The sequence below is a fragment of the Pseudomonas sp. Nvir genome (genome assembly GCF_963778085.1).
Taxonomy (GTDB): Bacteria; Pseudomonadota; Gammaproteobacteria; order Pseudomonadales; family Pseudomonadaceae; genus Aquipseudomonas; species Aquipseudomonas juntendi.
The window spans coordinates 1,349,447-1,374,028 of record NZ_OY970405.1 but is presented as its reverse complement, the minus strand read 5'-3'; the positions used below and the strand labels follow the sequence as shown (position 1 = coordinate 1,374,028).

The following is a 24,582-nucleotide window of genomic DNA, read 5'->3' as shown; positions in this document are numbered from 1 at the left end:
GCCGCGAAAGGGCCGGCGCAGGCGTTATCCGATACCCAGGAACTGGCACAGCTCGCGCTTTTTGGCCAAGGCGTCGCGGCGCCCCAACTCGATCAGCTCACTGCAATAACCGGCTTCGAACAGCAGATAGCTCAACACCCCCGCCCCACTGGTACGGGTTGCCCCCGGCCCGCGCAGGAACAGGCGCAGCGCCGCCGGCAGGTCGCGGCGGTGGCGCGCGGCAATCTCGTCCAGCGGCTGGCTGGGCGCAACCACCAGCACATCGATCGGTGCCAGGCCCAGGCGGCGTGCGTCCAGGTGCGCTGGCAACAGCCGGCCCAGGTGGTTGAGCCGCTGCAGCAGTTCGATGTCATCTTCCAGGCTGTCAATGAAGGTGCTGTTGAGCAGGTGCCCGCCGATCTGCGCCAGGCTTGGCTGCTGCCCGCTGAACACCCGCTGGGGCGGCAAGGGTGGCGCAGGCCGCTGCGGGTTGCCGCTGACGCCGACCACCAGCACCCGGCTGGCACCCAGGTGCAGAGCCGGGCTTATCGGCGCCGACTGCCGCACCGCACCGTCACCATAATACTCGTCACCCAGCTGCACCGGCGCGAACAGCAGCGGGATCGCCGCACTGGCCAGCAGGTGGTCGATGCCCAGCGGCGTGGGCACGCCGATGCGGCGGTGGCGCAACCAGGCCTCGATCGAGCCTCGGCCCTGGTAGAAGGTCACCGCCTGGCCGGACTCGTAACCGAAGGCGGTTACCGCTACCGCGCGCAGTTGCTCGGCGGCCAAGGCCTGGCCAATGCCATCCAGGTTCAGCTGCGCCTCCAGCAAGGTGCGCAGCGGGCGGCTGTCGAGCAACGCCACGGGCGCCTGGCCGCCCAGCCCAAGCAGATTGTGGCCGACAAACCGGCTGGCCTGGCGCACCACCCCAGGCCAGTCACTGCGGATCACCAGGTGGCTGGAAATGTTCTGCCAGAAGTGCGTCAGCCGTTGCACGGCGCTGTTGAACTGGCCGGCACCGCTGGCCAGGGTCACGGCGTTGATGGCCCCTGCCGAAGTGCCGACGATCACCGGGAACGGGTTGGCTGCGCTGGCCGGCAACAGCTCGGCGATGCCGGCCAGTACGCCGACCTGATAGGCGGCGCGGGCGCCACCGCCAGACAGGATAAGGCCGGTTACCGCAGGTGGGACCATGGCGTGCTTCCCGGCGACACAGGGTTCAACGCTTTTTCTTGTCATACAGTCGCTCAGCCCCTTCGGGCCGCGACTTGAACCGGCGGTGCGCCCACAGGTACTGCTCGGGGCATTCGCGCAGCACGCTTTCGACCCACTGGTTGATGCGCAGGCAATCGGCCTCTTCGCTTTCCCCGGGGAAGTCCGCCAGCGGTGGGTGGATCACCAGCCGGTAGCCGCTGCCATCGTCCAGGCGTTTCTGGGTGAACGGAATGACCTGCGCCTTGCCCAGCCGGGCAAACTTGGTGGTGGCCGTGACCGTTGCGGCGGGTATGCCGAACAGCGGCACGAACAGGCTCTGCTTGGTGCCGTAGTCCTGGTCCGGCGCGTACCAGATCGCCCGGCCCGAACGCAGCAGCTTGAGCATGCCACGCACATCCTCGCGTTCCACCGCCAGCGAATCGAGGTTGTGGCGCTCGCGGCCGCTGCGCTGGATGAAATCGAACAGCGCGTTACCATGCTCGCGGTACATGCCGTCGATGGTGTGCTGCTGGCCCAGCAGCGCCGCGCCGATTTCCAGGGTGGTGAAGTGCACCGCCATCAGGATGGCCCCCTGCCCCGCCTGCTGCGCGGCTTGCAGGTGCTCCAGGCCCTCGACATGGGCCAGGCGTGCCAGCCGCGCCTTGGGCCACCACCAGCTCATGGCCATTTCGAAGAAGGCGATGCCGGTGGACGCGAAGTTGGCCTTCAGCAACCGCTGCCGTTCGTCGACTGACAGCTCCGGAAAGCACAGCTCCAGGTTGCGCGCAGCAATGCGCCGGCGCTCGCCGGCAAAGTGGTACATCACCGCGCCCAGCGCGGCACCGATTTTCAACAGCACCCGGTACGGCAACTGGACTACCAGCCACAGCAGGCCCAGGCCCAGCCACAGGCCCCAGAACTTTGGGTGAAGGTAATAGCGACGAAAACGCGGGCGTTCCATTGAAGCATCCGGAAAGACAAAGGCTGCGCATTCTACAACGGATCAGCGCATGTTGCGGGCAACCGGTGTTCTCGTTATAAGTCAGGGCACTTTTTCCGCAACAAGCCGTCTATGCAGACCATGAGCCCAAACCACACACCCGACACCGCTTCCGTGTTCCAGCTCAAGGGCAGCATGCTTGCCATCACCGTACTGGAACTGGCGCGCAATGACCTTGAAGCCCTGGACCGCCAGCTGGCGGCCAAAGTCGCCCAGGCGCCGAACTTCTTCAGTAACACGCCGCTGGTGCTGGCGCTGGACAAGCTGCCTGCCGATGAAGGGGCAATCGACCTGCCCGGCTTGATGCGGATCTGCCGCCACCATGGCCTGCGTACGCTGGCCATTCGTGCCAGCCGCATCGAGGACATCGCCGCCGCCATCGCCATCGACCTGCCCGTGCTGCCGCCGTCCGGCGCCCGTGAGCGGCCGCTGGAGCCCGAACCCGAAGCGGTGAAAAAACCCGAACCCGCCCCGGTACCGCCCCCAGCCCCGGAGCCGGAGGTACGCCCGACCCGTATCATCACTTCGCCGGTACGCGGCGGCCAGCAGATCTACGCCCAAGGTGGCGATCTGATAGTCACGGCTTCGGTCAGCCCAGGTGCGGAACTTCTGGCCGATGGCAACATCCATGTGTACGGCGCCATGCGCGGCCGCGCCCTGGCCGGCATCAAGGGCAATACCAAGGCACGTATCTTCTGCCAGCAGATGACCGCCGAAATGGTCTCCATCGCTGGCCAGTACAAGGTCTGCGAAGACCTGCGCCGCGACCCGCTGTGGGGCACCGGTGTGCAAGTCAGCCTGTCTGGTGACGTGTTGAACATCACCCGTCTTTAACGGATACTTGCCAGCATTTTTAGTGCAACTTTTTTTACAGTTGCCTTTTATTTGAGCTATTAAAGCTATTTCAGTTTTTTGCAGGGACAAGTGTCCCGACTATTTTAGGGGTGAAACACCTTGGCCAAGATTCTCGTGGTTACTTCCGGCAAGGGGGGTGTGGGCAAGACCACCACCAGCGCCGCCATTGGTACCGGCCTCGCACTGCGCGGCCACAAGACCGTCATCGTCGACTTCGACGTGGGCCTGCGTAACCTCGACCTGATCATGGGCTGCGAACGCCGCGTGGTGTACGACTTCGTCAACGTGGTCAACGGCGAAGCCAACCTGCAGCAGGCCCTGATCAAGGACAAGCGCCTCGAGAACCTGTACGTGCTGGCCGCCAGCCAGACCCGTGACAAGGACGCGCTGACCCAGGAAGGCGTGGAAAAGGTACTGATGGACCTGAAAAAGGACTTCGAGTACGTGATCTGCGACTCGCCGGCCGGTATCGAGAAAGGCGCGCACCTGGCGATGTATTTCGCCGATGAAGCGATTGTCGTGACCAACCCTGAAGTGTCGTCGGTACGTGACTCGGACCGCATGCTGGGTATCCTGTCGAGCAAATCGCGCCGTTCCGAGAACGGCGAAGAGCCGATCAAGGAGCACCTGCTGATCACCCGCTACCATCCCGAGCGCGTGGTGAAGGGCGAAATGCTCAGCGTGGCCGACGTCGAAGAAATCCTGTCGATCAAACTCAAAGGCGTCATCCCGGAGTCTCAGGCTGTGCTCAAGGCTTCCAACCAGGGTATCCCGGTCATCCTCGATGACCAGAGCGACGCTGGCCAGGCCTACAGCGATGCAGTCGACCGCCTGTTGGGCAAAGAGAAGCCAATGCGCTTCATCGATGTACAGAAGAAAGGATTCTTCGAGCGCATTTTCGGGAGCAAATAAACCATGAACCTTTTTGACTTCTTTCGTGGCAGACAGAAACAGACCAGCGCGTCGGTGGCGAAAGAGCGTCTACAGATCATCGTGGCGCACGAGCGCGGCCAGCGCAGCGAGCCGGACTACCTGCCGGAGCTGCAGAAAGAACTGCTGGAAGTGATCCGCAAGTATGTGAACATCGGCAATGACGACGTGCATATCGAGCTGGAGAACCAGGGCAGCTGCTCCATTCTGGAGCTGAACATTACCTTGCCGGATCGTTGATTCGGCAAAAAAGCCGGGGCTGCGTTGCAGCCCTTTCGCGACACAAGGCCGCTCCCACAAGGGTTATGCACTCCCCTGTGGGAGCGGCCTTGTGTCGCGAAAGGGCCGCAAAGCGGCCCCGCTGTTTTCCCCTGATATAACCGAGACCGAGCAATGCCGCTGTCGAACATCCAGATCCTGCACGAAGACGCCGCCATCCTGGTGATCAACAAGCCGACGCTGCTGCTGTCGGTGCCTGGCCGCGCCGACGACAACAAGGACTGCCTGATTACCCGCCTGCAGCAAAACGGCTACCCCGACGCCCTGATCGTGCACCGCCTGGACTGGGAAACGTCGGGCATCATCCTGCTGGCCCGCGATGCCGACAGCCACCGCGAGCTGTCGCGCCAGTTCCACGACCGTGAAACCGAAAAAGCCTACACCGCGTTGTGCTGGGGGCAGCCGGCGCTGGACAGCGGCAGCATCGACCTGCCGCTGCGCTACGACCCGCCGACCAAGCCCCGCCACGTGGTGGACCATGAGCAAGGCAAGCATGCCCTCACCTTCTGGCGCATCGTCGAGCGCTGTGGCGACCACTGCCGGGTGGAGCTGACCCCGATCACCGGGCGTTCACACCAGTTGCGCGTGCACATGCTGTCGATCGGGCACCCGTTGCTGGGCGATCGCCTGTATGCCAACCCGCAGGCATTGGCGGCGCATGAGCGGTTGTGCCTGCACGCCTCGATGCTGAGCTTCACCCACCCGGTTTCCGGGCAACGGCTGAAGTTCGAGTGCCCTGCACCTTTTTAAGCTGCAAGCATCAAGCTGCAAGCTGCAAGCTGCAAGAAAAAGCAAAGACAGATCGCGTGGAAGCTTGCTCCGCGGACTGCCTTTGCTTGAAGCTTGCAGCTTACGACTTGTAGCTTATGGCTTGTAGCTTATGGCTTGTAGCTTATGGCTTGAAGCTTATAGCTTGAAGCTCGAATTGGAGTGAGTTATGCGCGATGCACTGAATTCTGGCCTTATCGACTTTCTCAAGGCTTCCCCCACGCCCTTCCATGCCACCGCCAGCCTGGCCCAACGCCTGGAGGCAGCCGGTTACCAGCGCCTGGACGAGCGTGATAGCTGGGCCACGGTGCCGGGCGGGCGCTACTACGTTACCCGCAACGATTCATCGATCATCGCCATCAAGTTGGGCAAGCAAGCCCCGCTACACCACGGTATCCGCATGGTCGGCGCGCATACCGACAGCCCTTGCCTGCGGGTCAAGCCGCAGCCCGAGCTGCAGCGCCAGGGCTTTTTGCAACTGGGCGTAGAAGTGTATGGCGGCGCCCTGCTGGCGCCGTGGTTCGACCGCGACCTGTCGCTGGCCGGGCGGGTCACCTACCGCCGTGATGGCAAGGTCGAAAGCCAACTGATCGACTTCAAACTGCCCATTGCCATCATCCCCAACCTGGCCATCCACCTGAACCGCACCGCCAATGAGGGCTGGGCGATCAACCCGCAGAACGAACTGCCGCCGATCCTGGCCCAGGTGGCCGGTGACGAACGCATCGACTTCCGCGCCCTGCTCACCGAGCAACTGGCCCGTGAACACGAGCTGATCGCCGACGTGGTGCTGGACTACGAACTGAGCTTCTACGACACCCAGCAGGCCGCCCTGGTCGGCCTGAACGGCGACTTCATCGCCGCGGCCCGCCTGGATAACCTGCTGTCGTGCTACGCCGGCCTGCAGGCACTGCTGGCCGCCGACAGCGACGAAACCTGCGTGCTGGTGTGCACCGACCATGAAGAGGTCGGTAGCTGCTCGGCTTGCGGCGCCGATGGCCCGATGCTGGAGCAGACCCTGCAACGCCTGCTGCCCGACGGCGACACCTACGTGCGCACCATCCAGCGTTCGCTGATGGTATCGGCCGACAACGCCCACGGCGTGCACCCCAACTATGCCGACAAGCACGACGGCAACCATGGGCCCAAACTCAACGCCGGGCCGGTGATCAAGGTGAACAACAACCAGCGTTACGCCACCAACAGCGAAACCGCTGGGTTCTTCCGCCACCTGTGCATGGCCGAAGAAGTGCCCGTGCAGAGCTTCGTGGTACGCAGCGACATGGGCTGTGGCTCGACCATCGGGCCGATCACGGCCAGCCACCTGGGTGTGCGCACCGTGGATATCGGTTTGCCGACCTTTGCCATGCACTCGATTCGCGAGCTGTGTGGTAGCCATGACCTGGCGCACCTGGTGAAGGTGCTGACAGCGTTCTACCGGTGCCGCGAGCTGCCTTGAGGTAGGCAGGTCTGGCCCTATCGCCGGCCAGCCAGCTCCCACAGGGATCGCTTTAGGGCTGACAGGTGTTTGCCACAAGGTATGGCAGCGCCTGTTAGATCGAGCGCCGCCCGCGCGGCGCAATCGCGAGCTGCGCTCGCTCCTACGTTTGTTTCGGGCCAATTATTCCTGTGGGATTTGCGCGCGAACGCCTTGGTGCATGCCTCAATATCGCGCCGTACAAACAAGGCGGCCGCGCGCGCCTGTCACAGGCGTTACTGGCCCGAAACAAACGTAGGAGCGAGCGCAGCTCGCGATTGCGCCGCGCGGGCGGCGCTCGATCTCACAGGCGCTGAAGATGCTCCGGCTACCCTTGCCAGGAACCATAGAATCTCCCACAGGTACTGCACAACCTTCAGGGCTGGCGCTTTCCCTGTGGGAGCCGGCTTGCCGGCGATAGGGCCTGGCCTGCTCAAGGTCAATCCCGCTTCGCTTGCCACCCGCTATGCTTGTTACATGGCCCCACTGCAAAAGGATTGCTGTCCATGTCCCCGTTTTTGTCCCTGTTCGTGCCGGTTTTTCTGTTCCTGCTGTTGCTGACCGTTGGCTTCAGCATGCGCGAACGCAGTATCGGTGTGCTGATGATGTGGATCGGCACCTTGGGCATCTTTGGCCTAACCTGCTGGAAGATCCTCGAGAAACTGCCGACATAAACCTCTACACTCGGGCAATCGTTTGACCTGAGGTAGATTTGCCAGTGCCTGCCCTTCTGCGTTTCCTGTCCCTACTGTTCTTGCTGTTCATCACCCCGGTGCAGGCAGCGGGCCTGCCCGGCCTGCTGGGCAGCAGCGCGCCCGCGCAGCCGGAGGCCACCGAGCCACTGGGCAAGTCGCTGGACGAGGTGATCAAGAACCTCGAAAACGACCAGCAACGGGCCAAGCTGCTGGCCGACCTGAAAAAACTGCGCGATGCCACCCGGCAAACTCAGCCCAGTGTCGAGCAAGGTGTGCTCGGCCTGATCGGTGGCGCGCTGAGTGACTTCGAAAAACAGTTCAGCGGCGATGCCAGCCCGTTCCACCGCTGGGCGGCGGAAATCGAACAGGCCCAGGTCGAGCTGACCGAGCTGATGGTGCCGGTGCACCAGTGGCCGGCCATCCTGTTCGGCTTTGCCGCGGTGATTGCCGTGTGGAGCCTGCTGGCCTACTTCTTCAACTGGGTCGGCCACCGCATACGCCTGCGGTTTGGCCTGAGTGAAGAACTGCCGCAACACCCACGCACCTGGGACCTGGTGCGCTTTGCCTTGCGCAAGCTGGGCCCCTGGCTGGTGGCGCTGGTGTTCACCGTGTACCTGAGCTTCGTGCTGCCGCCGTCACTGGGCAAATCGCTGGCCATGGTGCTGGCCTACGCGCTGGTGGTGGGCACCTGCTTCTCGGCGGTGTGCGTCATCGCCTTTTCGCTGCTCGACGGCCCGCACCGCCACCGCGCCCTGCATATCCTGCGGCACCAGGCGTTCCGGCCACTGTGGCTGATCGGCAGCTTCGCCGCCTTTGGCGAGGCCATGAGCGACCCGCGCCTGCTGGTGGCGTTGGGTACCCACCTGGCGCATGCGCTGGCAACCCTGGCCAATGTGATTGCCGCCCTGTGTACCGGGCTGTTCATCCTGCGCTTCCGCCGGCCCATTGCCCACCTGATCCGCAACCAGCCGCTGTCCCGGCGCCTGACCCGGCGCACGCTCAGCGACACCATCGAGATCCTGGGCAGCTTCTGGTTCATTCCCGCACTGATCCTGGTGGCGATTTCACTGTTCGCCACCTTCGTTTCTGCCGGTGACACCAGCACCGCGCTGCGCCAGTCGCTGATGTGCACGGTGCTGGTGGTGGTGTGCATGGTGCTCAATGGCCTGGTGCGGCGGCATGCAGCCAACCCCAAGCGGGCGGCCAAGCGCCAGGCGGTGTATGCCGAGCGCCTGCGCAACTTTGGCTACCTGCTGGTGCACATCCTTATCTGGCTGCTGTTCATCGAGCTGGGCTTGCGCGTGTGGGGCCTGTCGATGATCACCTTCGCCGAGGGCGACGGTCACGACATCAGCGTGCGCCTGCTGGGGCTGGCCGGCACGCTGATCGTCGCCTGGCTGGTGTGGATCCTGGCCGACACCGCCGTACACCATGCCTTGGTACGTTCGCGCCGAGGGCTGGCCAATGCCCGCGCGCAAACCATGATGCCGTTGATCCGCAACGTGATGTTCGTGGTCATCTTCATCATTGCCGTGATCGTGGCCCTGGCCAACATGGGCATGAACGTCACCCCGCTGCTGGCCGGTGCCGGCGTGATCGGCCTGGCCATCGGCTTTGGCGCGCAGTCGCTGGTGGCCGACCTGATCACCGGGCTGTTCATCATCATCGAAGACTCGCTGGCCATCGACGACTACGTGGATGTCGGCGGCCACCTGGGCACCGTCGAGGGGCTGACCATTCGCACCGTGCGCCTGCGCGATATCGACGGCATCGTGCACACCATTCCGTTCAGCGAAATCAAGAGCATCAAGAACTACTCGCGGGAGTTCGGCTACGCGATCTTCCGGGTGGCGATCCCGCACAGCATGAACATCGACCAGGCCATCACGCTGATTCGCGAAGTCGGGCAAAAACTGCGCAACGACCCACTGATGCGCCGCAATATCTGGTCGCCGCTGGAGCTGCAGGGGGTGGAAAGCTTCGAGTCGGGTTCGGCGGTGTTGCGGGCACGGTTCAAGACCGCGCCGATCAAGCAATGGGAAGTGTCGCGGGCGTTCAACCTGGCGCTGAAGCGGCAGCTGGACGAGGCCGGGCTGGATCTGGCGACGCCACGGTTGTCGGTACAGGTGGTGACCGCTGGGGGTGGCGGGATGGCGGAAACCGGTTCCTCCAGTTAGCGCCTCTTCGCGGGCTTGCCCGCTCCCACAGGGTAATCACAGTGTTCAAGGCCTGTGCAGTACCTGTAGGAGCGGGCAAGCCCGCGAAGCAGCCAACACCCTAGCCCGCCTGGGCACGAATACGAATGGCATCATGCCGCCAATACTCCAGGTCACAGTCGATCAGGTGCCCATACTGGTCACAGTTGACCCGGGTAATGTGCAGCCCCGGGCTCCCCGTCGATACTTTCAACGCCCCCGCCGCTTCAACTGGCAATGCCGTTGGCAGGATCTCGAAACACACCTGCCCATACTCGATGCCATACACCCGCCCATAAATCTCGGTCAGCGACTGCGCCAGGTCATGCTCGAGGATGTCCGGAAAATACCGGGGGTCGAGGTAGTGCTCGGCATACAACACTGCCCGCCCATCAATGCGCCGCAACCGGCAGATGCGCACCACACTGGACAACGCCGGCATCTGCAGGCGCGCGCAGATGGCTGCCGGGGCTGGCTGCAGCCGCGCCGACAGCAGCTCGGTACTGGCCACGCGCCCTTGGGCGCGCACCATGGCATGGAAGTGGCTGCGTTCGATCAGGTCGTAGGTCAGGCGCTGCGGCGCCACAAACCAGCCGCGCCGCTCTTCGCGGTAGATCAGGCCCTGGGCTTCAAGCTGCACCAGCGCTTCACGCAGGGTAATGCGCGTGGTGCCGAACAGCTCGCTCAGCCGGCGCTCGGCCGGCAACTTGCCGCCCGGTTCCAGCAAGCCGTGCTCGATCTGCTCCTGCAGGGCATGGCAGATGGCTGTTACCGCACGCGGGGGCGTCGACTGCATCAAAAGGTTACCTATCTGGACTAGTCCAGCCCCACAAAGGGGCCTGTGAAGATTAGTGCAGCCTAGGCAGGGCTGATGAATATCCTGTGACAAGCGCCTGCCGCGACCCTTGCCAGAAACGCGCCAAGGCCGCCCGACCGGTTGAATTCCGTGGTCTACGCTTTAGTCGCAGGGCCGTTGCCGGTGTACCCCTACATCAAATTGTCACGCAAGCGGCCTACCTTGGCTCAAGGTTTGCTGACCTAGACCAACGGTCACCAGACAACCCCTTCACTCCTAACAACGATCGCTACAGGCACCCATACCAAGGAGCTTCGGATGAAAAAGTTGTTCATGGCGTCACTGCTCGGTTCGGCCATTACCCTGTGCACCTCGGCGCTGGCCGCCGGCCCTGACCTCAAGGCGCTGGAAGACGCCGCCCGCAAGGAAGGCACCATCAACAGCGTGGGCATGCCCGATGCCTGGGCCAACTGGAAAGGCACCTGGGAAGACCTGGCCAGCAAATATGGCCTCAAGCACAGCGACACCGACATGAGCTCGGCGCAGGAGCTGGCCAAGTTCGAGGCCGAGAAAGACAACGCCAGCGCCGATATCGGTGACGTGGGCGCCGCCTTCGGCCCGATTGCAGTGGCCAAGGGTGTCAGCCAACCATACAAGCCCAGCACCTGGGACCAGGTGCCGGCATGGGCCAAGGATGAAGATGGCCACTGGGCACTGGCCTATACCGGCACCATCGCCTTCATCATCAACAAGGATCTGGTCAAGGAAGGCGAACGCCCGAAAACCTGGCACGACCTGGAGAAAGGCAAGTACAAGGTCGCTATCGGTGACGTCGGCACCGCTGCCCAGGCGGCCAACGGCGTGTTGGCCGCGGCCATCGCCTACAAAGGCAGTGAAAGCAACATCGAACCCGGCCTGCAACTGTTTACCAAGCTGGCCCAGCAGAAGCGCCTGTCCCTGGCGAACCCGACCATCCAGACCCTTGAAAAGGGTGAAGTTGAAGTGGGCGTGGTATGGGACTTCAACGGCCTGAGCTACCGCGAGCAGATCGACCCTAAGCGTTTTGAAGTGCTGATCCCGGCCGACGGCTCGGTGATTTCCGGCTATACCACGGTGATCAACAAATACGCCAAGCACCCCAATGCTGCCAAGCTGACGCGTGAATACATCTTCAGCGACGCCGGGCAGATCAACCTGGCCAAGGGGCATGCACGCCCGATCCGGGCCGATCACATGAAGCTGCCGGAAGACGTGCAGGCCAAACTGCTGCCCAATGAGCAATACAAAGCTGCGCAGCCGATCAAGAATGCCGAAGCCTGGGAAACGACCTCGAAGAAGCTGCCGCAAATGTGGCAGGAGCAGGTGATCATCGAGATGGAATGAAGAAGCTTCAAGTAGCAAGCTGCAAGCTACAAGTGGAAGCCGGTGAGCGCCATGCCGGCTTCTTCTTGCAGCTTGCAGCTTGTAGCTTGCAACTTTCAGCTTTCAGCTAGAACCGCCTGCAGCTCATTGGGAGCCACCATGCAACACAACGTCATCCTGGTCCTGCTCGACGGCCTCAACTACCAGGTTGCCCACCATGCCATGGGCCACCTGCACGCCTATGTCGAGGCCGACCGCGCCGCGCTGTACCGCGTGGAATGCGAATTGCCATCGCTGTCACGGCCGTTGTACGAATGCATCCTCACCGGCGTAGCGCCCATCGACAGCGGTATTGTGCACAACGGCGTCAACCGCCTGTCCAACCAACGCAGCGTGTTCCACTACGCGCGTGAGGCCAACCTGGGCACGGCGGCAGCGGCCTATCACTGGATGAGCGAACTGTACAACCGCTCGCCTTTCGACCCGCAGCGCGACCGCCATACCCACGCCCCGAAGCTGCCGATCCAGCACGGGCTGTTCTATTGGGACGACCGTTACCCCGACTCACACCTGCTGGCCGACGGCGAGTACCTGCGCCGACGGCACGCCCCGAACTTTCTGCTGTTGCACCCCATGAGCATCGATGATGTCGGCCACCACCATGGCCTTGACAGCAGCCAGTACCGCAATGCCGCGCGCAGCGTGGACATCCTGCTGGCCGACTACCTGCCAGGCTGGCTCGAAGAGGGCTACCAGGTACTGGTCACTGCCGACCACGGCATGAACAACGACCGCTCGCACAATGGCTTGCTCACCGAGGAACGCGAAGTGCCGCTGTTCGTCTTTGGCGAAGCCTTCAGCCTTGACCCGGCCGCCAAGCCACAGCAGACCGAGCTATGCGGCACCATCTGCGAGCTGCTGGGCGTGGCGCACGACAAAACGGTATGCAGGGAGTTGCTCAAGTGAACCGCAGCCGCTACCTGGCCTTGCTGTGCCTACTGCCGTTCGCGGTGTTCTTCGTCATCTTCCAGATCGCCCCGCTGGCCTGGGTGGCGATCAACAGCTTGCAATCGGAGGCTGGCTGGGGCCTGGCCAACTTCAGCAAGGTGTTCACCTCGAAGTTCTACCTGCAGGCGTTGCAACGCAGCCTGGAGATCAGCTTCTGGTCGAGCCTGTTCGGTATCGTCATCGCTACCCTCGGTGCCTATTCGCTGCGCCAGGTAGACTCGAGGCTGCGCGACTTCGTCAGCGCTTTCGCCAACATGACCAGCAACTTCGCCGGGGTGCCGCTGGCCTTTGCCTTCATCATCCTGCTCGGTTTCAACGGCGCACTGACCCTGCTGCTGAAGCAGATCGGCCTGCTGGAAGACTTCAGCATCTATTCCAGAAACGGCCTGATCCTGGTGTACACCTACTTCCAGATCCCGCTGGGCGTGCTGCTGCTGTACCCGGCATTCGACGCACTGCGCGAAGACTGGCGTGAATCGGCGGCACTGCTGGGCGCCAGCCACTGGCAGTTCTGGCGGCACATCGGCCTGCCGGTGCTGACCCCGGCCCTGCTGGGCACCTTCGTCATCCTGCTGGCCAATGCCCTTGGCGCGTACGCCACCGTGTACGCGCTGACCACTGGCAACTTCAACGTACTGCCGATCCGCATCGCTGGCCTGGTGGCCGGGGATATCAGCCTCGACCCCAACCTGGCCAGCGCGCTGGCAATGGTTCTGGTAGGGCTGATGACGCTGGTCACGGTGGTGCACCAATGGCTACTGAAACGGAGCTACCATGCGCGCTGAAACCCGTGCCGGCGGCTGGTACCACCGCGCCGTGGTGTACCTGCTGTTCCTGATTCTGCTGTTGCCCCTGGCCGGCACCCTGCTCTACTCGCTGGCTACCAGTTGGTCGGCCAGCCTGCTGCCCAGCGGCCTGACGTTCAAGTGGTACATCGCGCTGTGGAGCGAACCCCGCTTCCTGGCGGCGTTCGGCCAGTCGCTGCTGGTCTGCGTGGGGGCGCTGCTGCTGTCGGTGGTACTGATCCTGCCCTTGTTGTTCGTGGTCCACTACCACTTCCCCAGGCTGGACGGGCTGATGAACATCCTGATCCTGCTGCCCTTCGCGGTACCGCCGGTGGTGTCGTCGGTAGGGCTGCTGCAGCTGTACGGCAGCGGGCCGATGGCCATGGTCGGCACGCCGTGGATCCTGATCGGCTGCTACTTCACCATCGCCCTGCCGTTCATGTACCGGGCGATCACCAACAACCTGCAGGCCATTCACCTGCACGACCTGATGGACGCAGCCCAGCTGCTGGGCGCCAGCACCTGGCAAGCCGCACTGCTGGTGGTGCTGCCTAACCTGCGCAAGGGCCTGATGGTGGCGCTGCTGCTGTCGTTCTCGTTCCTGTTCGGGGAGTTCGTGTTCGCCAACCTGCTGGTCGGCACCCGCTACGAGACCCTGCAGGTGTACCTGAACAACATGCGCAACAGCAGCGGCCACTTCAACAGCGCGCTGGTGATTTCCTACTTCGCCTTCGTGCTGGTACTGACCTGGGTTGCCAACCGCCTGAACAAGGACAAGACCTGACATGAGCTTCGTCAGCGTACAGCAATTGCACAAGAGCTATGCCGGCAACCCGGTTTTCGAGAACATCGACTGCCACATCGAGCGCGGCGAATTCGTCACCCTGCTCGGTCCCTCCGGGTGCGGCAAGTCCACGCTGCTGCGTTGCATTGCCGGGCTCACCCCGGTGGACCGCGGGCAGATCCTGCTGGACGGCCACGACATCGTGCCGCTGAGCCCGCAACAACGCGGCATCGGCATGGTGTTCCAGAGCTACGCGCTGTTCCCCAACATGACCGTGGAGCAGAACGTTGCCTTTGGCCTGCGCATGCAGAAGGTCAAGGCCGAGGAATGCCAGCGGCGCGTGCGCGAGGCTCTGGACCTGGTCGAGCTGGGCACCTTTGCCGGGCGCTACCCGCACCAGTTGTCGGGCGGCCAGTGCCAGCGCGTGGCCTTGGCCCGCTCGCTGGTCACCCGGCCACGCCTGTTGCTGCTCGACGAGCCGCTGTCGGCACTGGATGCACGCATCCGCAAGCACCTGCGCGAGCAAATTCGCGCGATCCAGCGCGAACTGGGGCTGACGACCATCTTCGTCACCCACGACCAGGAAGAGGCGCTGACCATGTCTGACCGTATCTTCCTGATGAACCAGGGGCGCATTGTGCAAAGCGGCGATGCCGAAACCCTTTACACTGCGCCGGTGGACCTGTTTGCCGCAGGCTTTATCGGCAACTACAACCTGCTTGACGCCGACAGCGCCAGCCGCCTGCTGCAACGCCCGATAGCCTGCCGCCTGGCGATCCGCCCGGAATCCATCACCTTGGGCCTGGCGGGTGAGCGCGACGCCGAGGTACGCAGCCATAGCCTGCTGGGCAACGTGATCCGCTACCGCGTTCAAGTGCGTGGCGTGGAACTGGTGGTCGACGTACTCAACCGCTCACCGGCCGACCTGCATGCAGACGGGCAACGGGTGAGCCTGTCGATCGACCCCACGGCGCTACGCGAAGTGGCCTAAGGAGATGCAACACGATGGCATTGGCAATTTTCGATCTGGACGAAACCCTGATCCACGGCGACTGCGCGTCGCTGTGGAGTGAACAGATGGCCCGGTTGGGCTGGGTCGATGGCAAGGAATTCCTGCGCCGCGACCATGAGTTGATGGAAGCGTACGGCAAAGGCCACCTGCAGATGGAGGACTACATGGCCTTCAGCCTGGAGCCGATAGCCGGGCGCACCTTGGAGGAAGTCGAGCATTTGGTGGAGCCGTGGGTTGAAGAGGTGATCGAACCGATCATCTACGGCGACGCCTGCCGCTGCATTGCCGAACACCGCAAGCGCGGCGATCGCATTCTGATCATTTCCGCTTCGGGCACGCACCTGGTGGGGCCGATTGCGGCGCGCCTGGGCGTGGACGAATACCTGGCGATCGAGCTGGAGGCGGTGAACGGGGTGTATACCGGCAAGACCCATGGGGTACTGACCTACCGCGAGGGCAAGATTACCCGGCTGTTGGAATGGCTGGACCAGGAGCAGGAGAACCTGGAGGGGGCGAGCTTCTATTCCGATTCGAGGAATGACCTGCCGTTGTTGTTGAAGGTGGATCACCCGTATGCGGTGAACCCGGATGGGGTGTTGCGCGAGCACGCCGAGAAGAATGGCTGGCCTGTCTTGAGTTGGACTTGAGGGCCATGGGGGCGCTTCGCGCCCCGTTCGCGACACAAGGCCGCGCCTACAGGCAAATGCAAGCTCCTGTAGGAGCGGCCTTGTGTCGCGATGGGCTGCTCAGCAGCCCCGGCAACCTCAAGCCAGGCTCGGGTCGATCACCATCACCAACTTGCCCGACACCTGGTTGGTCTCCAGCTCGGCATACGCCGCCTGGGCGAACTCCACAGGGTAGGTATCGACCAGTTGCGGCGACAGGCGCCCTTCGCTGAACAGCGGCCACACCTGCTGCTGCAACTCGCGCAGCAGCTCGGCCTTGAAGCTGTCATCACGGTTGCGCAGGGTAGAACCGGTGATCCCCAGGCGCTTGCCCAGTACCTGAGCCAGGTCCAGCTCGAACGTGCGGCCGCCCATCAGGCCGATGATCACCCAGCGCCCGTCACGGGCCAGCAGTTTGAGGTTGAGTTCACCATAGCTGGCCCCCACCGGGTCAAGAATCACGTCGAACGGGCCCAGCCCTTCCAGCGCGTCGAGGTTCTGGTTACGCACCACGCCACCTGCTGCGCCCAAGGCCTGGCAATAGGCCAGGCGGTCCGCCGAGCCGACGCTGACCCAGACCGGGCTGCCAAACGCCTTGCACAGCTGAATGGCTGCCGAGCCGACGCCGCTGGCACCGGCGTGCACCAGGACCTTCTCGCCCGCCTTCAGCGCACCAAGCTGGAAGATGTTCAGCCAGGCAGTGGCGTACACCTCCGGCAGTGCAGCGGCTTCATGCAGGCCAAGGCCTTCGGGCACCGGCAGTACGTGGCGGGCGTCGACCACCACTTCCTCGGCCATGGCACCGCTGGCCAGCAGCGCGCAGACCCGATCACCCACGCGCCAGGCTGCGCCAGCGCCCACTTCTTCGACCACCCCGGAGCACTCCAGCCCCATATACGGGCTGGCACCTGGCGGCGGTGGGTACAAACCTTTCATCTGCAGCAAATCGGCGCGGTTCAACCCCGCCGCAGCCACGCGGATGCGCACTTGGCCCGCGTCACAGGTCGGGCGTTCGGCCTCGACCCAGGTCACATGTCCGTCAACGCCTTGCAATGCCTTCACAGTGCCTCCATAGTTGAATCATATGACCGAGCCTGGGATCGTTGTGCCCAGGCTTTTTGCAGTATGCGCCCGGCTCTTCTGGAACCGGCGAACGGAAAAGACGGCCTACTATGCGTGATCAATTGCCCCCACGTCGAATCAGCATGAAGCATTTCCTCCCAAGCACCGCCCTGGCCATGATGATCGGCCTGGGCAGCCTCGCGCTCGGCGGCAATGCAGCGGCCGCCAACAAATGGGACAGCCTGCAACCCGACCGCGACGAGATCGTCGCCAGCCTCAATGTGGTGGAGTTGCTCAAGCGCCACCATTACAGCAAGCCGCCACTGGATGACGCCCGTTCGGTCATCATCTATGACAGCTACATCAAGCTGCTGGACCCGGCGCGCAGCTACTTCACCGCGGCCGATATCGCCGAATTCGACAAGTGGAAAACGCAATTCGACGATTTCCTCAAAAGCGGCAACCTCGACCCGGGCTTCACCATCTACAAGCGCTACCTCGACCGCGTCAAGCAACGCCTGGACTTCGCCCTGGCCGAGCTGAACAAGGGCGTGGACAAAATGGACTTCACCACCAAGGAAACCTTGCTGATCGACCGCAAGGACGCGCCATGGCTGAAGGACCAGGCCGCGCTTGACGACCTGTGGCGCAAACGCGTGAAAGACGAAGTGCTGCGCCAGAAGATCGCCGGCAAAGAGCCCAAGCAGATCCAGGAAACCCTGACCAAGCGCTACAAGAACCAGCTCGCGCGCCTGGACCAGACCCGTGCCGAAGATATCTTCCAGGCCTACATCAACACCTTCGCCCAGTCCTACGACCCGCATACCAACTACCTGTCCCCTGACAACGCGGAAAACTTCGACATCAATATGAGCCTGTCGCTGGAAGGTATCGGCGCAGTGCTGCAAAGCGACAACGACCAGGTCAAGATCGTGCGCCTGGTGCCGGCCGGCCCGGCAGCCAAGACCAAGCAGGTGGCACCGGCAGACAAGATCATCGGTGTCGCCCAGGGCAACAAGGAAATGGTCGACGTGGTCGGCTGGCGCCTGGATGAAGTGGTCAAGCTGATCCGCGGCCCGAAAGGCTCGGTGGTGCGCCTGGAAGTCATCCCGGCCAGCAACGCACCGAGCGACCAGACCAGCAAGATCGTGTCGATCACCCGCGAAGCGGTGAAGCTGGAAGAGCAGGCGGCGAAGAAGTCGGTGCTCAAGCTCAAGCAGGACGGGCGTGACTACAAGCTGGGCATCATCGAGATCCCGGCCTTCTACCTGGACTTCAAGGCCTACCGCGCCGGCGACCCGGAGTACAAGAGCACCACGCGTGACGTGAAGAAACTGCTCACCGAGCTGCAGAAAGAAAAAGTCGACGGCGTGGTCATCGACCTGCGCAACAACGGCGGCGGCTCGTTGCAGGAAGCCACCGAACTGACCAGCCTGTTCATCGAGAAAGGCCCGACGGTGCTGGTGCGCAACAGCGATGGCCGGGTCGACGTGCTGGAGGACGAAAACCCCGGTGCCTTCTACAAAGGGCCGCTGGCGCTGCTGGTCAACCGCCTCTCGGCATCGGCCTCGGAGATTTTCGCCGGTGCCATGCAGGACTACCACCGCGCGTTGATCATTGGCGGCCAGACCTTCGGCAAGGGCACCGTGCAGACCATCCAGCCGCTCAACCATGGCGAGCTGAAGCTGACACTGGCGAAGTTCTACCGGGTATCCGGGCAGAGCACCCAGCATCAGGGCGTACTGCCGGACATCGACTACCCATCGATCATCGACACCAAGGAAATCGGCGAAAGCGCCCTGCCCGAGGCCATGCCTTGGGACACCATTCGCCCGGTGGTCAAACCCGCTGCCGACCCGTTCAAACCGTTCCTGGCGCAGCTCAAGGCCCAGCATGAGGCACGTAGCGACAAGGACGCCGAGTTCACCTACATCCGCGACCGCCTGGCCCTGACCCAGAAGCTGATGAACGAGAAAACCGTCAGCCTCAACGAGCAGGACCGACGTGCCCGCCACGACGAGATCGAGGCGAAACAACTGGCGCTGGAAAACACCCGCCGCAAGGCCAAGGGTGAAGAGCCACTCAAAGAGCTGAAGAAAGAGGACGAAGACGCGCTGCCGGCCGAGGATGAAAACACCAAGCCGGAAGACGACGCCTACCTGGCGGAAACCGGTCGCATCCTGATCGACTACCTCAGCGCCAGCAGCAAAGTGGCCAAGAAGTAAGGCCGCTGGCTGTCGCGACATAACAAGGGCCGGGCATGCAAATGCCCGGCCCTTACATTTCGTGCCTGCCTGGATAAAACCCGGTGCAGCTGGCGATCAGGCGCTTTCGGGGTAGCTGTATTCGAACACCCGCACCACTTCGGAAGCATGCCACGACGCGGCCTCCATACCGTCGATCGGGCCGGAAAAGCGCCCCAGGCGCTCTACGCATTCGAAAAAGCCGGTACGCGGCAAGCGGCTGGCGCCCTGGCTGATGACCAACGAACTGCGCAGCGGTTGCTCGGCACGCGCGTCCAGCACCGCCAGGTATTCCAGCGCAGCGGTGAGTGTCTGCATGGCCGGGCTGGGCAATTGCAAGCGCTCGATCAGCGCTCTGTAAGTCAGCAAGTGACGTTGACGGCGGGCCAGGTCAAGCTCGCCCAGCAGGTTGTCCCAATGCTGACGGCTGATCCTGACCTGGCTCATGATGGCTCGCTCCAGCCTGCGACCCCCAGGTGCCAGGCCAGGGCACGGCGGATGGCGGCATCCGGGTGGCGTTCGCCTGATTCGATCATGGCCAGGTAGGCCGGGCTGACCCCAACATTGCGCGCCAGTTGCTCAGGCGCGATGCCCTTGGCCTGGCGGATCTGTGCAACTTCACTGAACGCCGGCAGCGCTGCAACGGCTGCGGCTGGAGCCGGCTCGCAGGCACCGGCCTCGGCAGGTGCCTGCCCTGCAGCCTGCAGCAGCGCCTGGTACTGCTCCCAGGGAACCACGGCGTACTCGGGCTGACCGTCGCGGCTGATGACCTGAATACCCATTACAAACCCCTTCAACAAGGATTACAGCATGCAATCCATACGGCCTATCTGGGGGAGCCGGCATAGGCGTTGCAATACAGCGCGGCAACCCTGCCCTCTCATCCAACCGGATGACAGCCAATAGCGAACGGCAATCGGGCTGCTCCCCTTCTGTTATATCTCATTGTAAGAGATTTCCAGCAGGCGTGCTTGAGAGCGGACATCGTCAGACGAGGTCGGCCCCCAATGAATGTCACCGCCAGTTTGCAATCGCTGAAGCACCCACAGAATCAGAGAACAAGTATCAAGATGGATCGTTGACTTCCCTGATCGGAGCGCCGATACATTGATTGAAGACGAGCTCCAAAGCCTGGTCATTGCCTTGAAAAGACTCGATATTCGCCGCTACCCACTGCTCCTGGCCAACCCGTCCCCAGGTAATCTCGAAACCAGCGTTCACGACTAGCCATTCAAACAGAACACGCTGAGCCCGACCATTACCTTCACGGAAGGGATGAGCGACATTCAAGGTTCCATACGATTGAGCAACGGAAACCACGAGCGAATCACGAGAGTAGCCTTCAAACCAGCCCGCCCGCGCCATTCTGGAAAACTCTTTCGCTACCTCTGGCTCGATACGGTCCGGTACACAGAAGTGGCTATGGCCCTTGCTGATCTTTACGGATCGAGTTTCTCCAGCCCAACTGTAGATACTGGAAAACAGACAGCGGTGAATTCGTTTTAATGTACCTAGATCGTATGGAGGCTCTTCGAACTCCAGCTGCGATGCCGCTACCTGGGTGAGGTAACGCTCAGCGTCCGTCAGATCCTCGGCATTGCGCAGATTGAGAAGGTTCTTCAGGACGTCCGTGTCAGGGTAGCAATCAGGGTCTTGATAGACCCCATACTTGTCGACACTCAAGCCTTGAGTTGCCGCACGGCTTCGCGTGCAGCAGCACGGGCAGGCAACTTCGCTTTGCTGTCGTCTGGCGGCACGATAAAGCCTTCAAGGCGCAGGCTGTTTGCGAAATTCGCAGTGCGATGCTTGGCGAACCACGCTTTTTTGGCGTGCAGGCTTAGCTTGTCCATGGACGAGTCTCTAATGTCTGTAGGTGTCATTGTAGCCGACAGACTCCAAGCCAGGCCAGCTACCCAAAAGTTCGGTTTTACCGGGTATTGCGCTCCAGGCGCAGTGCTTCCGGTGTCGCGGGCAGCCGCTCGACCACGCGTAGCCGCTCGGGTGCCTGGCTGTCGCGCCAGGCCTTGAACCGGGCCAGCTCGTCGGCCACGGTTTTCAGTACCCAGCCCAGCACTGCGATGTCGTCGAGGAACCCGACGCCCAGCAACCAGTCGGGGATGGCGTCGATGGGGCTGACGAAATACAGCAGGCCAGCGACGATGGTCACCAGCGCCTTGGGGCTGATGGCGCGGTATTCGCCGCGCCACCATGCCAGGCACAGCGACTGCAGCAATTTCACGTCGTCACGCAACTGGCCAAGGCGTGGGCCTTTGCGCGCCACGGCGAACAGCAAGGCCGGCAACCGGCCGCGGCTGAGCAGGCGCTCGGCCAAGGGCAGGAAACGGGCGAAATTCCAGGGTGCGCTCATGGAACCTCCGAGAGGGAAAAGGTTATCCACATTTATTGTGGATAACCTTGTGAACAGGCCACAGTTTCTGACCCTGGGTGCCTGCCAGGCAAGGGCCCCGGTCAGATCGGGCGTTTTTTACACAGTCGTTACAGGCTGTTGCTACCAGCGCCGCGAGCGACTTGCGTCAGAAGCGTCCTACTTCTTCACGCTGCATTTCCTCGGACAGTATCAGCAGTGGCAGGTTCGTCCAAGCAGCTAAAACGAAAACGCCCCGTAAAGACGGGGCGTTTTCGGCAAACAGCCAGTATTACTTGGCAGGGGCTTCGGCAGGCGCTTCAGCGGGGGCTTCAGCGTCCGGCTCAGCGCCTTGCAGCTGGGCCGGGTCCTTGATGGCGATCAGTTCAAGATCGAACACCAGTACCGAGTTGGCCGGGATCAGCGGGCTTGGGCTTTGTGCACCGTAGGCCAGTTCAGCCGGGATGAACAGCTTGTACTTCTCGCCAACGTGCATCAGCTGCAGGCCTTCGACCCAACCCGGGATGACGCCGCTCACCGGCAGGTCGATGGGGCTGCCGCGCTCGACGGAGCTGTCGAAGACCTTGCCATCGATCAGCTTGCCTTCGTAGTGGACAGTCACCACGTCGGTCGGCTTGGGTTGCGGGCCGTCGGCTTTCTTGATCACTTCGTACTGCAGGCCCGAAGCGGTGGTGACGACACCCGGCTTCTTGGCGTTTTCCTCAAGGAACTTCTTGCCAGCAGAGGCGGCTTCTTCACTGGCCTTGGCCAGGCGCTCTTCGGCACGTTTCTGCAGCGAGGTGAAGGCCTCTACCAGCTCTTCGTCCTTGATACGCTGTTCTTTCTTGCCAACGGCGTCTTCGATACCGAGGGCGACTGCTTTGGAATCAAGGTCTTCCATGCCTTCCTGAGCCAGGCTCTTGCCCATGTTCAGGCCGATTCCGTAGGAGGCTTTCTGCGCCGGGGTCTTCAGCTCGGGGCTGCTGGCCTGTTGATCACAGCCAGCCAGTACCAGGCCAACCAGGGCAACCGCAGCCGCCAAACGATGCTGTTTCATGTCATTTCCTTGTTCATGCGCCATAAGGGCAATCAGGGTAGAAGCCGCGAGCTTATCAGGCGTCCCCAACCCATGGCTACCGGCATAAGAGCCAACAAACAGGGAATAGTTCCACAGCCTCGCGCACGGCAGAAAAGCCTTGCGGCTGCCGGTTCCACCTCAAGGCGCTGAGCGCCCTGCTGACAGCGCCGGCTCAGGGGTAAACGCCCTCGCGGTACTGCCCGGCCACTTCGCGCAGCACCTCACACACCCACTGTCCCGGCAGGCTTTGCGGCAGGGCCGCATTGCGACAGATGCCCACCGAGCCACCGGGTTCACGCACACCCAGGTCAAGCTCGACCAGCTCGCCACGGCGCAGGTCGAGCAGCACGGCATCGCGCGGCGCCACCCACACGCCGTCACTGCTCAGCAGGTAGCGCCGGCTCAACGCCAGGGACAGCGTTTCCAGGCGCTGCGCCGGCATCTGGATGCCGCATTGCACGAACAGGCTGTCGGCATGCTGGCGGATGGTGGTACCCGCAGGCGGCAAGACCAAGGGGTAACGCCCTACCTGGCCGCGCTCCACGGGGGTGCGGGCCAGCAGTGGGTGACCTGGGCGTACCACCAGGCTCATCGACTCGCTGTACAGGTGCTCGAACGACAAACCCTGGATTTGCGGGCTGTCGGTCATGCGCCCGACCACCAGCTCCAGCTCCCCCAGGTGCAGTTGGCCAAGCAGCTGTGCGCTGACCCCGGTGACTACCCGGATCACCAGCGCCTCATGGCGCTGATGCAGGCGGCACAGCACTTCGGGCATGAGCAGGCCCTCGACCGTGGACAACACGCCGATGCGGACCTGCGACGGCGCCCGTGCCTCGCCGCGCAGGCTGCTGACGCCATCGCGCAGGGCTTGCACGCTGGGCCCGGCATAGCGCATGAAGCGCGTACCGGCCGGCGTCAGCTCGACCCCTTGGCGGCTGCGCGCGAACAGCCGGGTTTCCAGCAGGTCTTCGAGCTCCTTGAGGGTCTTGGAAATCGCCGGCTGACTGATGGCGAGCACGTTGGCAGCCCTGGCCAGGCTGCCCTGCCGGGCAATCTCCAGAAAGCACAGCAGGTGGCGGTACTTGATGCGGGTGTCGAGGTTCATGCCGGCAAGCTTACCGCATCGCCACCTGCGGCGTATCCGGGTCGCGCTGCTGGCGGCGGAACTGCCCGGGTGGCAGGCCGTGGATCTGGCGGAAACGTCGGGAAAAGTAGGCTTCGTCGGCGAAGCCGCACAGCCGTGCCACCTCGCCCACCGGGCGGCTGCCGTTGAGCAGGTAGTTGCGTGCGGCGTGCATGCGCCGCTCCAGCACCAGCTCACTGAAGGTCTTGCCGATTTCCTTGCGCAGCCAGTGGGTCAAGTAGGTGGGCGACAGGTAGGTGGCGGCGGCGACCTTCTGCAGGTTGAGGTCGGGGTCGTCGATATGCCTGCGCAGGTATTCGCTCATGCGGCCCAGCGCAGCGCGGCGGCTGAGCTGTGCGGCATTGCTCTCGGCCAATTCGCGCAGCGGCTCGGCATACAGGCCACAGACCTGGCCGATCAGTTGCAGCAACAGGCCCTTGAGGATTTCGCGGGTGCCGAAGCGGCGGTTGGCATCCAGTACACGCATGCGGTCGAGGACTTGGCGTAACTCGGCAAACTCGGCCTCGCCCAGGCAAAAGTCGAGGTGCTCCTGAAAGCGGAAGGGGGACAGCTCTGGCGCCTGCAGGATCGACACCTCTTCCAGGTCCATCGGGTCACAGGCCAAGTGCGGCAGCAGGAAGGTCTGGGAGAAGTTGATCACCACGAAGTCACTGTTGGCCGGGTGCGGGATCACATGCACCCGGTGCGGCAGGATGAAAGCCAGGGTGTTGCGCCTGAAGGGGCGCTGCACGCTACCGATGTGTTGCACCGTGTCGCCGCCCAGGTTGACCTGGATCTGGAAGTACTCATGGCGATGTGGCGCTGTCTCGGCGGGGCGGCCGCGCTGGTCGCGGATGTAGAAGTCCATCAGCTCGCTGCGCTGCTGCATGACGTAGGTCGGGACCTCGCGCTTTGGGGGCATTG

General features: G+C 62.9%; 26 protein-coding genes. 14 read left to right on the top strand and 12 right to left on the bottom strand.

Annotated elements, in window-relative coordinates; all coding sequences use genetic code 11:
- Nucleotides 1-24: 24 nt before the first annotated feature.
- Complete coding sequence (locus AACG97_RS06655) at nucleotides 25-1,176, bottom strand: patatin-like phospholipase family protein (RefSeq protein ID WP_225785814.1); 1,152 nt, start codon at nucleotides 1,174-1,176, stop codon at nucleotides 25-27.
- Nucleotides 1,177-1,201: 25 nt separating this feature from the next.
- On the bottom strand, nucleotides 1,202-2,137 hold the full coding sequence (locus AACG97_RS06650; RefSeq protein WP_009682851.1) for a lipid A biosynthesis lauroyl acyltransferase: 936 nt from the start codon (nucleotides 2,135-2,137) through the stop codon (nucleotides 1,202-1,204).
- 111 nt (nucleotides 2,138-2,248) lie between these two features.
- Between AACG97_RS06650 and minC the strand changes: the two genes are divergently transcribed.
- From minC to AACG97_RS06615, 7 genes are all read left to right on the top strand, one after another.
- Nucleotides 2,249-3,010: a septum site-determining protein MinC gene (gene minC, locus AACG97_RS06645; protein WP_009682850.1), complete on the top strand. Its 762-nt coding sequence runs from the start codon at nucleotides 2,249-2,251 to the stop codon at nucleotides 3,008-3,010.
- 120 nt (nucleotides 3,011-3,130) lie between these two features.
- Nucleotides 3,131-3,943 (top strand): septum site-determining protein MinD, encoded by an 813-nt coding sequence (minD, locus tag AACG97_RS06640; RefSeq protein ID WP_003252574.1) that lies wholly within the window; start codon nucleotides 3,131-3,133, stop codon nucleotides 3,941-3,943.
- Between the two features lie 3 nt (nucleotides 3,944-3,946).
- Nucleotides 3,947-4,201: a cell division topological specificity factor MinE gene (gene minE, locus AACG97_RS06635; protein ID WP_009682849.1), complete on the top strand. Its 255-nt coding sequence runs from the start codon at nucleotides 3,947-3,949 to the stop codon at nucleotides 4,199-4,201.
- 153 nt (nucleotides 4,202-4,354) lie between these two features.
- Entirely contained in the window at nucleotides 4,355-4,990 is a 636-nt protein-coding gene (locus AACG97_RS06630) for an RluA family pseudouridine synthase (protein WP_009682848.1), read from the top strand.
- A 187-nt stretch (nucleotides 4,991-5,177) separates the two neighbouring features.
- The gene (locus AACG97_RS06625) at nucleotides 5,178-6,467 is read left to right on the top strand and encodes a M18 family aminopeptidase (protein ID WP_009682847.1); all 1,290 of its coding nucleotides are present in this window, start codon (nucleotides 5,178-5,180) and stop codon (nucleotides 6,465-6,467) included.
- Nucleotides 6,468-6,991: 524 nt separating this feature from the next.
- Entirely contained in the window at nucleotides 6,992-7,159 is a 168-nt protein-coding gene (locus AACG97_RS06620; RefSeq protein WP_009686254.1) for a hypothetical protein, read from the top strand.
- Between the two features lie 44 nt (nucleotides 7,160-7,203).
- A complete protein-coding gene (locus AACG97_RS06615; RefSeq protein ID WP_009686253.1) occupies nucleotides 7,204-9,357 on the top strand; it encodes a mechanosensitive ion channel family protein in 2,154 nt (717 codons plus the stop codon).
- A gap of 100 nt (nucleotides 9,358-9,457) precedes the next feature.
- On the opposite strand, the gene AACG97_RS06610 is transcribed toward AACG97_RS06615, so the two are convergent.
- Nucleotides 9,458-10,171 carry a UTRA domain-containing protein gene (locus AACG97_RS06610; protein ID WP_115293531.1) on the bottom strand — a complete coding sequence of 238 codons (714 nt, stop codon included), beginning with the start codon at nucleotides 10,169-10,171 and terminating at the stop codon, nucleotides 9,458-9,460.
- 318 nt (nucleotides 10,172-10,489) lie between these two features.
- On the opposite strand from AACG97_RS06610, the gene AACG97_RS06605 reads away from it, so the two are divergent.
- The 6 genes from AACG97_RS06605 to AACG97_RS06580 all read left to right on the top strand — a co-directional run bounded on the left by AACG97_RS06605 (nucleotide 10,490) and on the right by AACG97_RS06580 (nucleotide 15,769).
- Nucleotides 10,490-11,554: an ABC transporter substrate-binding protein gene (locus AACG97_RS06605; RefSeq protein ID WP_197886428.1), complete on the top strand. Its 1,065-nt coding sequence runs from the start codon at nucleotides 10,490-10,492 to the stop codon at nucleotides 11,552-11,554.
- A gap of 138 nt (nucleotides 11,555-11,692) precedes the next feature.
- On the top strand, nucleotides 11,693-12,499 hold the full coding sequence (locus tag AACG97_RS06600; RefSeq protein WP_009686249.1) for an alkaline phosphatase family protein: 807 nt from the start codon (nucleotides 11,693-11,695) through the stop codon (nucleotides 12,497-12,499).
- Nucleotides 12,478-13,326 carry an ABC transporter permease gene (locus AACG97_RS06595; protein ID WP_054881375.1) on the top strand — a complete coding sequence of 283 codons (849 nt, stop codon included), beginning with the start codon at nucleotides 12,478-12,480 and terminating at the stop codon, nucleotides 13,324-13,326. Before AACG97_RS06600 ends, AACG97_RS06595 begins: the two co-directional genes overlap by 22 nt.
- Nucleotides 13,316-14,110 (top strand): ABC transporter permease, encoded by a 795-nt coding sequence (locus AACG97_RS06590; protein ID WP_009686246.1) that lies wholly within the window; start codon nucleotides 13,316-13,318, stop codon nucleotides 14,108-14,110. The genes AACG97_RS06595 and AACG97_RS06590 overlap by 11 nt, the downstream gene beginning before the upstream one ends.
- Before the next feature lies 1 nt (nucleotide 14,111).
- Nucleotides 14,112-15,101 (top strand): ABC transporter ATP-binding protein, encoded by a 990-nt coding sequence (locus tag AACG97_RS06585; RefSeq protein WP_110678062.1) that lies wholly within the window; start codon nucleotides 14,112-14,114, stop codon nucleotides 15,099-15,101.
- A gap of 14 nt (nucleotides 15,102-15,115) precedes the next feature.
- Complete coding sequence (locus tag AACG97_RS06580) at nucleotides 15,116-15,769, top strand: HAD family hydrolase (RefSeq protein WP_070085845.1); 654 nt, start codon at nucleotides 15,116-15,118, stop codon at nucleotides 15,767-15,769.
- A 117-nt stretch (nucleotides 15,770-15,886) separates the two neighbouring features.
- On the opposite strand, the gene AACG97_RS06575 is transcribed toward AACG97_RS06580, so the two are convergent.
- Nucleotides 15,887-16,849 carry an NAD(P)H-quinone oxidoreductase gene (locus AACG97_RS06575; protein ID WP_009686243.1) on the bottom strand — a complete coding sequence of 321 codons (963 nt, stop codon included), beginning with the start codon at nucleotides 16,847-16,849 and terminating at the stop codon, nucleotides 15,887-15,889.
- A gap of 143 nt (nucleotides 16,850-16,992) precedes the next feature.
- Here AACG97_RS06575 and AACG97_RS06570 point away from each other — a divergent pair, with 143 nt between their 5' ends.
- Nucleotides 16,993-19,074 carry a carboxy terminal-processing peptidase gene (locus tag AACG97_RS06570; protein WP_165944151.1) on the top strand — a complete coding sequence of 694 codons (2,082 nt, stop codon included), beginning with the start codon at nucleotides 16,993-16,995 and terminating at the stop codon, nucleotides 19,072-19,074.
- Nucleotides 19,075-19,170: 96 nt separating this feature from the next.
- On the opposite strand, the gene AACG97_RS06565 is transcribed toward AACG97_RS06570, so the two are convergent.
- The 8 genes from AACG97_RS06565 to AACG97_RS06530 form a co-directional block, all read right to left on the bottom strand.
- Complete coding sequence (locus AACG97_RS06565; protein ID WP_009686241.1) at nucleotides 19,171-19,539, bottom strand: hypothetical protein; 369 nt, start codon at nucleotides 19,537-19,539, stop codon at nucleotides 19,171-19,173.
- Entirely contained in the window at nucleotides 19,536-19,874 is a 339-nt protein-coding gene (locus tag AACG97_RS06560) for a helix-turn-helix domain-containing protein (RefSeq protein WP_047149705.1), read from the bottom strand. Before AACG97_RS06560 ends, AACG97_RS06565 begins: the two co-directional genes overlap by 4 nt.
- A 283-nt stretch (nucleotides 19,875-20,157) precedes the next feature.
- Nucleotides 20,158-20,775 carry a Fic/DOC family protein gene (locus AACG97_RS06555; protein WP_197886304.1) on the bottom strand — a complete coding sequence of 206 codons (618 nt, stop codon included), beginning with the start codon at nucleotides 20,773-20,775 and terminating at the stop codon, nucleotides 20,158-20,160.
- Nucleotides 20,772-20,942: a YhfG family protein gene (locus AACG97_RS06550; RefSeq protein WP_132476346.1), complete on the bottom strand. Its 171-nt coding sequence runs from the start codon at nucleotides 20,940-20,942 to the stop codon at nucleotides 20,772-20,774. Before AACG97_RS06550 ends, AACG97_RS06555 begins: the two co-directional genes overlap by 4 nt.
- Before the next feature lie 77 nt (nucleotides 20,943-21,019).
- On the bottom strand, nucleotides 21,020-21,460 hold the full coding sequence (locus AACG97_RS06545) for a YkvA family protein (protein WP_009686236.1): 441 nt from the start codon (nucleotides 21,458-21,460) through the stop codon (nucleotides 21,020-21,022).
- 289 nt (nucleotides 21,461-21,749) lie between these two features.
- Nucleotides 21,750-22,514: an FKBP-type peptidyl-prolyl cis-trans isomerase gene (locus AACG97_RS06540; protein ID WP_009686235.1), complete on the bottom strand. Its 765-nt coding sequence runs from the start codon at nucleotides 22,512-22,514 to the stop codon at nucleotides 21,750-21,752.
- Nucleotides 22,515-22,707: 193 nt separating this feature from the next.
- Entirely contained in the window at nucleotides 22,708-23,640 is a 933-nt protein-coding gene (gene pcaQ, locus AACG97_RS06535; protein ID WP_009686234.1) for a pca operon transcription factor PcaQ, read from the bottom strand.
- A gap of 10 nt (nucleotides 23,641-23,650) precedes the next feature.
- Nucleotides 23,651-24,580, bottom strand: coding sequence for a helix-turn-helix transcriptional regulator (locus AACG97_RS06530; protein ID WP_197886302.1), 930 nt, complete (start codon nucleotides 24,578-24,580; stop codon nucleotides 23,651-23,653).
- Between the last annotated feature and the right edge of the window lie 2 nt (nucleotides 24,581-24,582).

What these genes read in the sequence shown, in the direction of transcription:
- AACG97_RS06630 (WP_009682848.1), top strand. Translation starts at nt 4,355, where the DNA reads ATGCCGCTGTCGAACATCCAGATCCTGCACGAAGACGCCGCCATCCTG.
- AACG97_RS06565 (WP_009686241.1), bottom strand. Translation starts at nt 19,539, where the DNA reads ATGAGCCAGGTCAGGATCAGCCGTCAGCATTGGGACAACCTGCTGGGC.
- AACG97_RS06540 (WP_009686235.1), bottom strand. Translation starts at nt 22,514, where the DNA reads ATGAAACAGCATCGTTTGGCGGCTGCGGTTGCCCTGGTTGGCCTGGTA.
- AACG97_RS06620 (WP_009686254.1), top strand. Translation starts at nt 6,992, where the DNA reads ATGTCCCCGTTTTTGTCCCTGTTCGTGCCGGTTTTTCTGTTCCTGCTG.
- AACG97_RS06530 (WP_197886302.1), bottom strand. Translation starts at nt 24,580, where the DNA reads ATGCCCCCAAAGCGCGAGGTCCCGACCTACGTCATGCAGCAGCGCAGC.
- pcaQ (WP_009686234.1), bottom strand. Translation starts at nt 23,640, where the DNA reads ATGAACCTCGACACCCGCATCAAGTACCGCCACCTGCTGTGCTTTCTG.
- AACG97_RS06605 (WP_197886428.1), top strand. Translation starts at nt 10,490, where the DNA reads ATGAAAAAGTTGTTCATGGCGTCACTGCTCGGTTCGGCCATTACCCTG.
- AACG97_RS06545 (WP_009686236.1), bottom strand. Translation starts at nt 21,460, where the DNA reads ATGAGCGCACCCTGGAATTTCGCCCGTTTCCTGCCCTTGGCCGAGCGC.
- AACG97_RS06600 (WP_009686249.1), top strand. Translation starts at nt 11,693, where the DNA reads ATGCAACACAACGTCATCCTGGTCCTGCTCGACGGCCTCAACTACCAG.
- AACG97_RS06580 (WP_070085845.1), top strand. Translation starts at nt 15,116, where the DNA reads ATGGCATTGGCAATTTTCGATCTGGACGAAACCCTGATCCACGGCGAC.
- AACG97_RS06650 (WP_009682851.1), bottom strand. Translation starts at nt 2,137, where the DNA reads ATGGAACGCCCGCGTTTTCGTCGCTATTACCTTCACCCAAAGTTCTGG.
- AACG97_RS06550 (WP_132476346.1), bottom strand. Translation starts at nt 20,942, where the DNA reads ATGGACAAGCTAAGCCTGCACGCCAAAAAAGCGTGGTTCGCCAAGCAT.
- AACG97_RS06610 (WP_115293531.1), bottom strand. Translation starts at nt 10,171, where the DNA reads ATGCAGTCGACGCCCCCGCGTGCGGTAACAGCCATCTGCCATGCCCTG.
- AACG97_RS06595 (WP_054881375.1), top strand. Translation starts at nt 12,478, where the DNA reads ATGCAGGGAGTTGCTCAAGTGAACCGCAGCCGCTACCTGGCCTTGCTG.
- minC (WP_009682850.1), top strand. Translation starts at nt 2,249, where the DNA reads ATGCAGACCATGAGCCCAAACCACACACCCGACACCGCTTCCGTGTTC.
- minE (WP_009682849.1), top strand. Translation starts at nt 3,947, where the DNA reads ATGAACCTTTTTGACTTCTTTCGTGGCAGACAGAAACAGACCAGCGCG.
- AACG97_RS06590 (WP_009686246.1), top strand. Translation starts at nt 13,316, where the DNA reads ATGCGCGCTGAAACCCGTGCCGGCGGCTGGTACCACCGCGCCGTGGTG.
- AACG97_RS06570 (WP_165944151.1), top strand. Translation starts at nt 16,993, where the DNA reads ATGAAGCATTTCCTCCCAAGCACCGCCCTGGCCATGATGATCGGCCTG.
- AACG97_RS06655 (WP_225785814.1), bottom strand. Translation starts at nt 1,176, where the DNA reads ATGGTCCCACCTGCGGTAACCGGCCTTATCCTGTCTGGCGGTGGCGCC.
- AACG97_RS06585 (WP_110678062.1), top strand. Translation starts at nt 14,112, where the DNA reads ATGAGCTTCGTCAGCGTACAGCAATTGCACAAGAGCTATGCCGGCAAC.
- AACG97_RS06560 (WP_047149705.1), bottom strand. Translation starts at nt 19,874, where the DNA reads ATGGGTATTCAGGTCATCAGCCGCGACGGTCAGCCCGAGTACGCCGTG.
- AACG97_RS06625 (WP_009682847.1), top strand. Translation starts at nt 5,178, where the DNA reads ATGCGCGATGCACTGAATTCTGGCCTTATCGACTTTCTCAAGGCTTCC.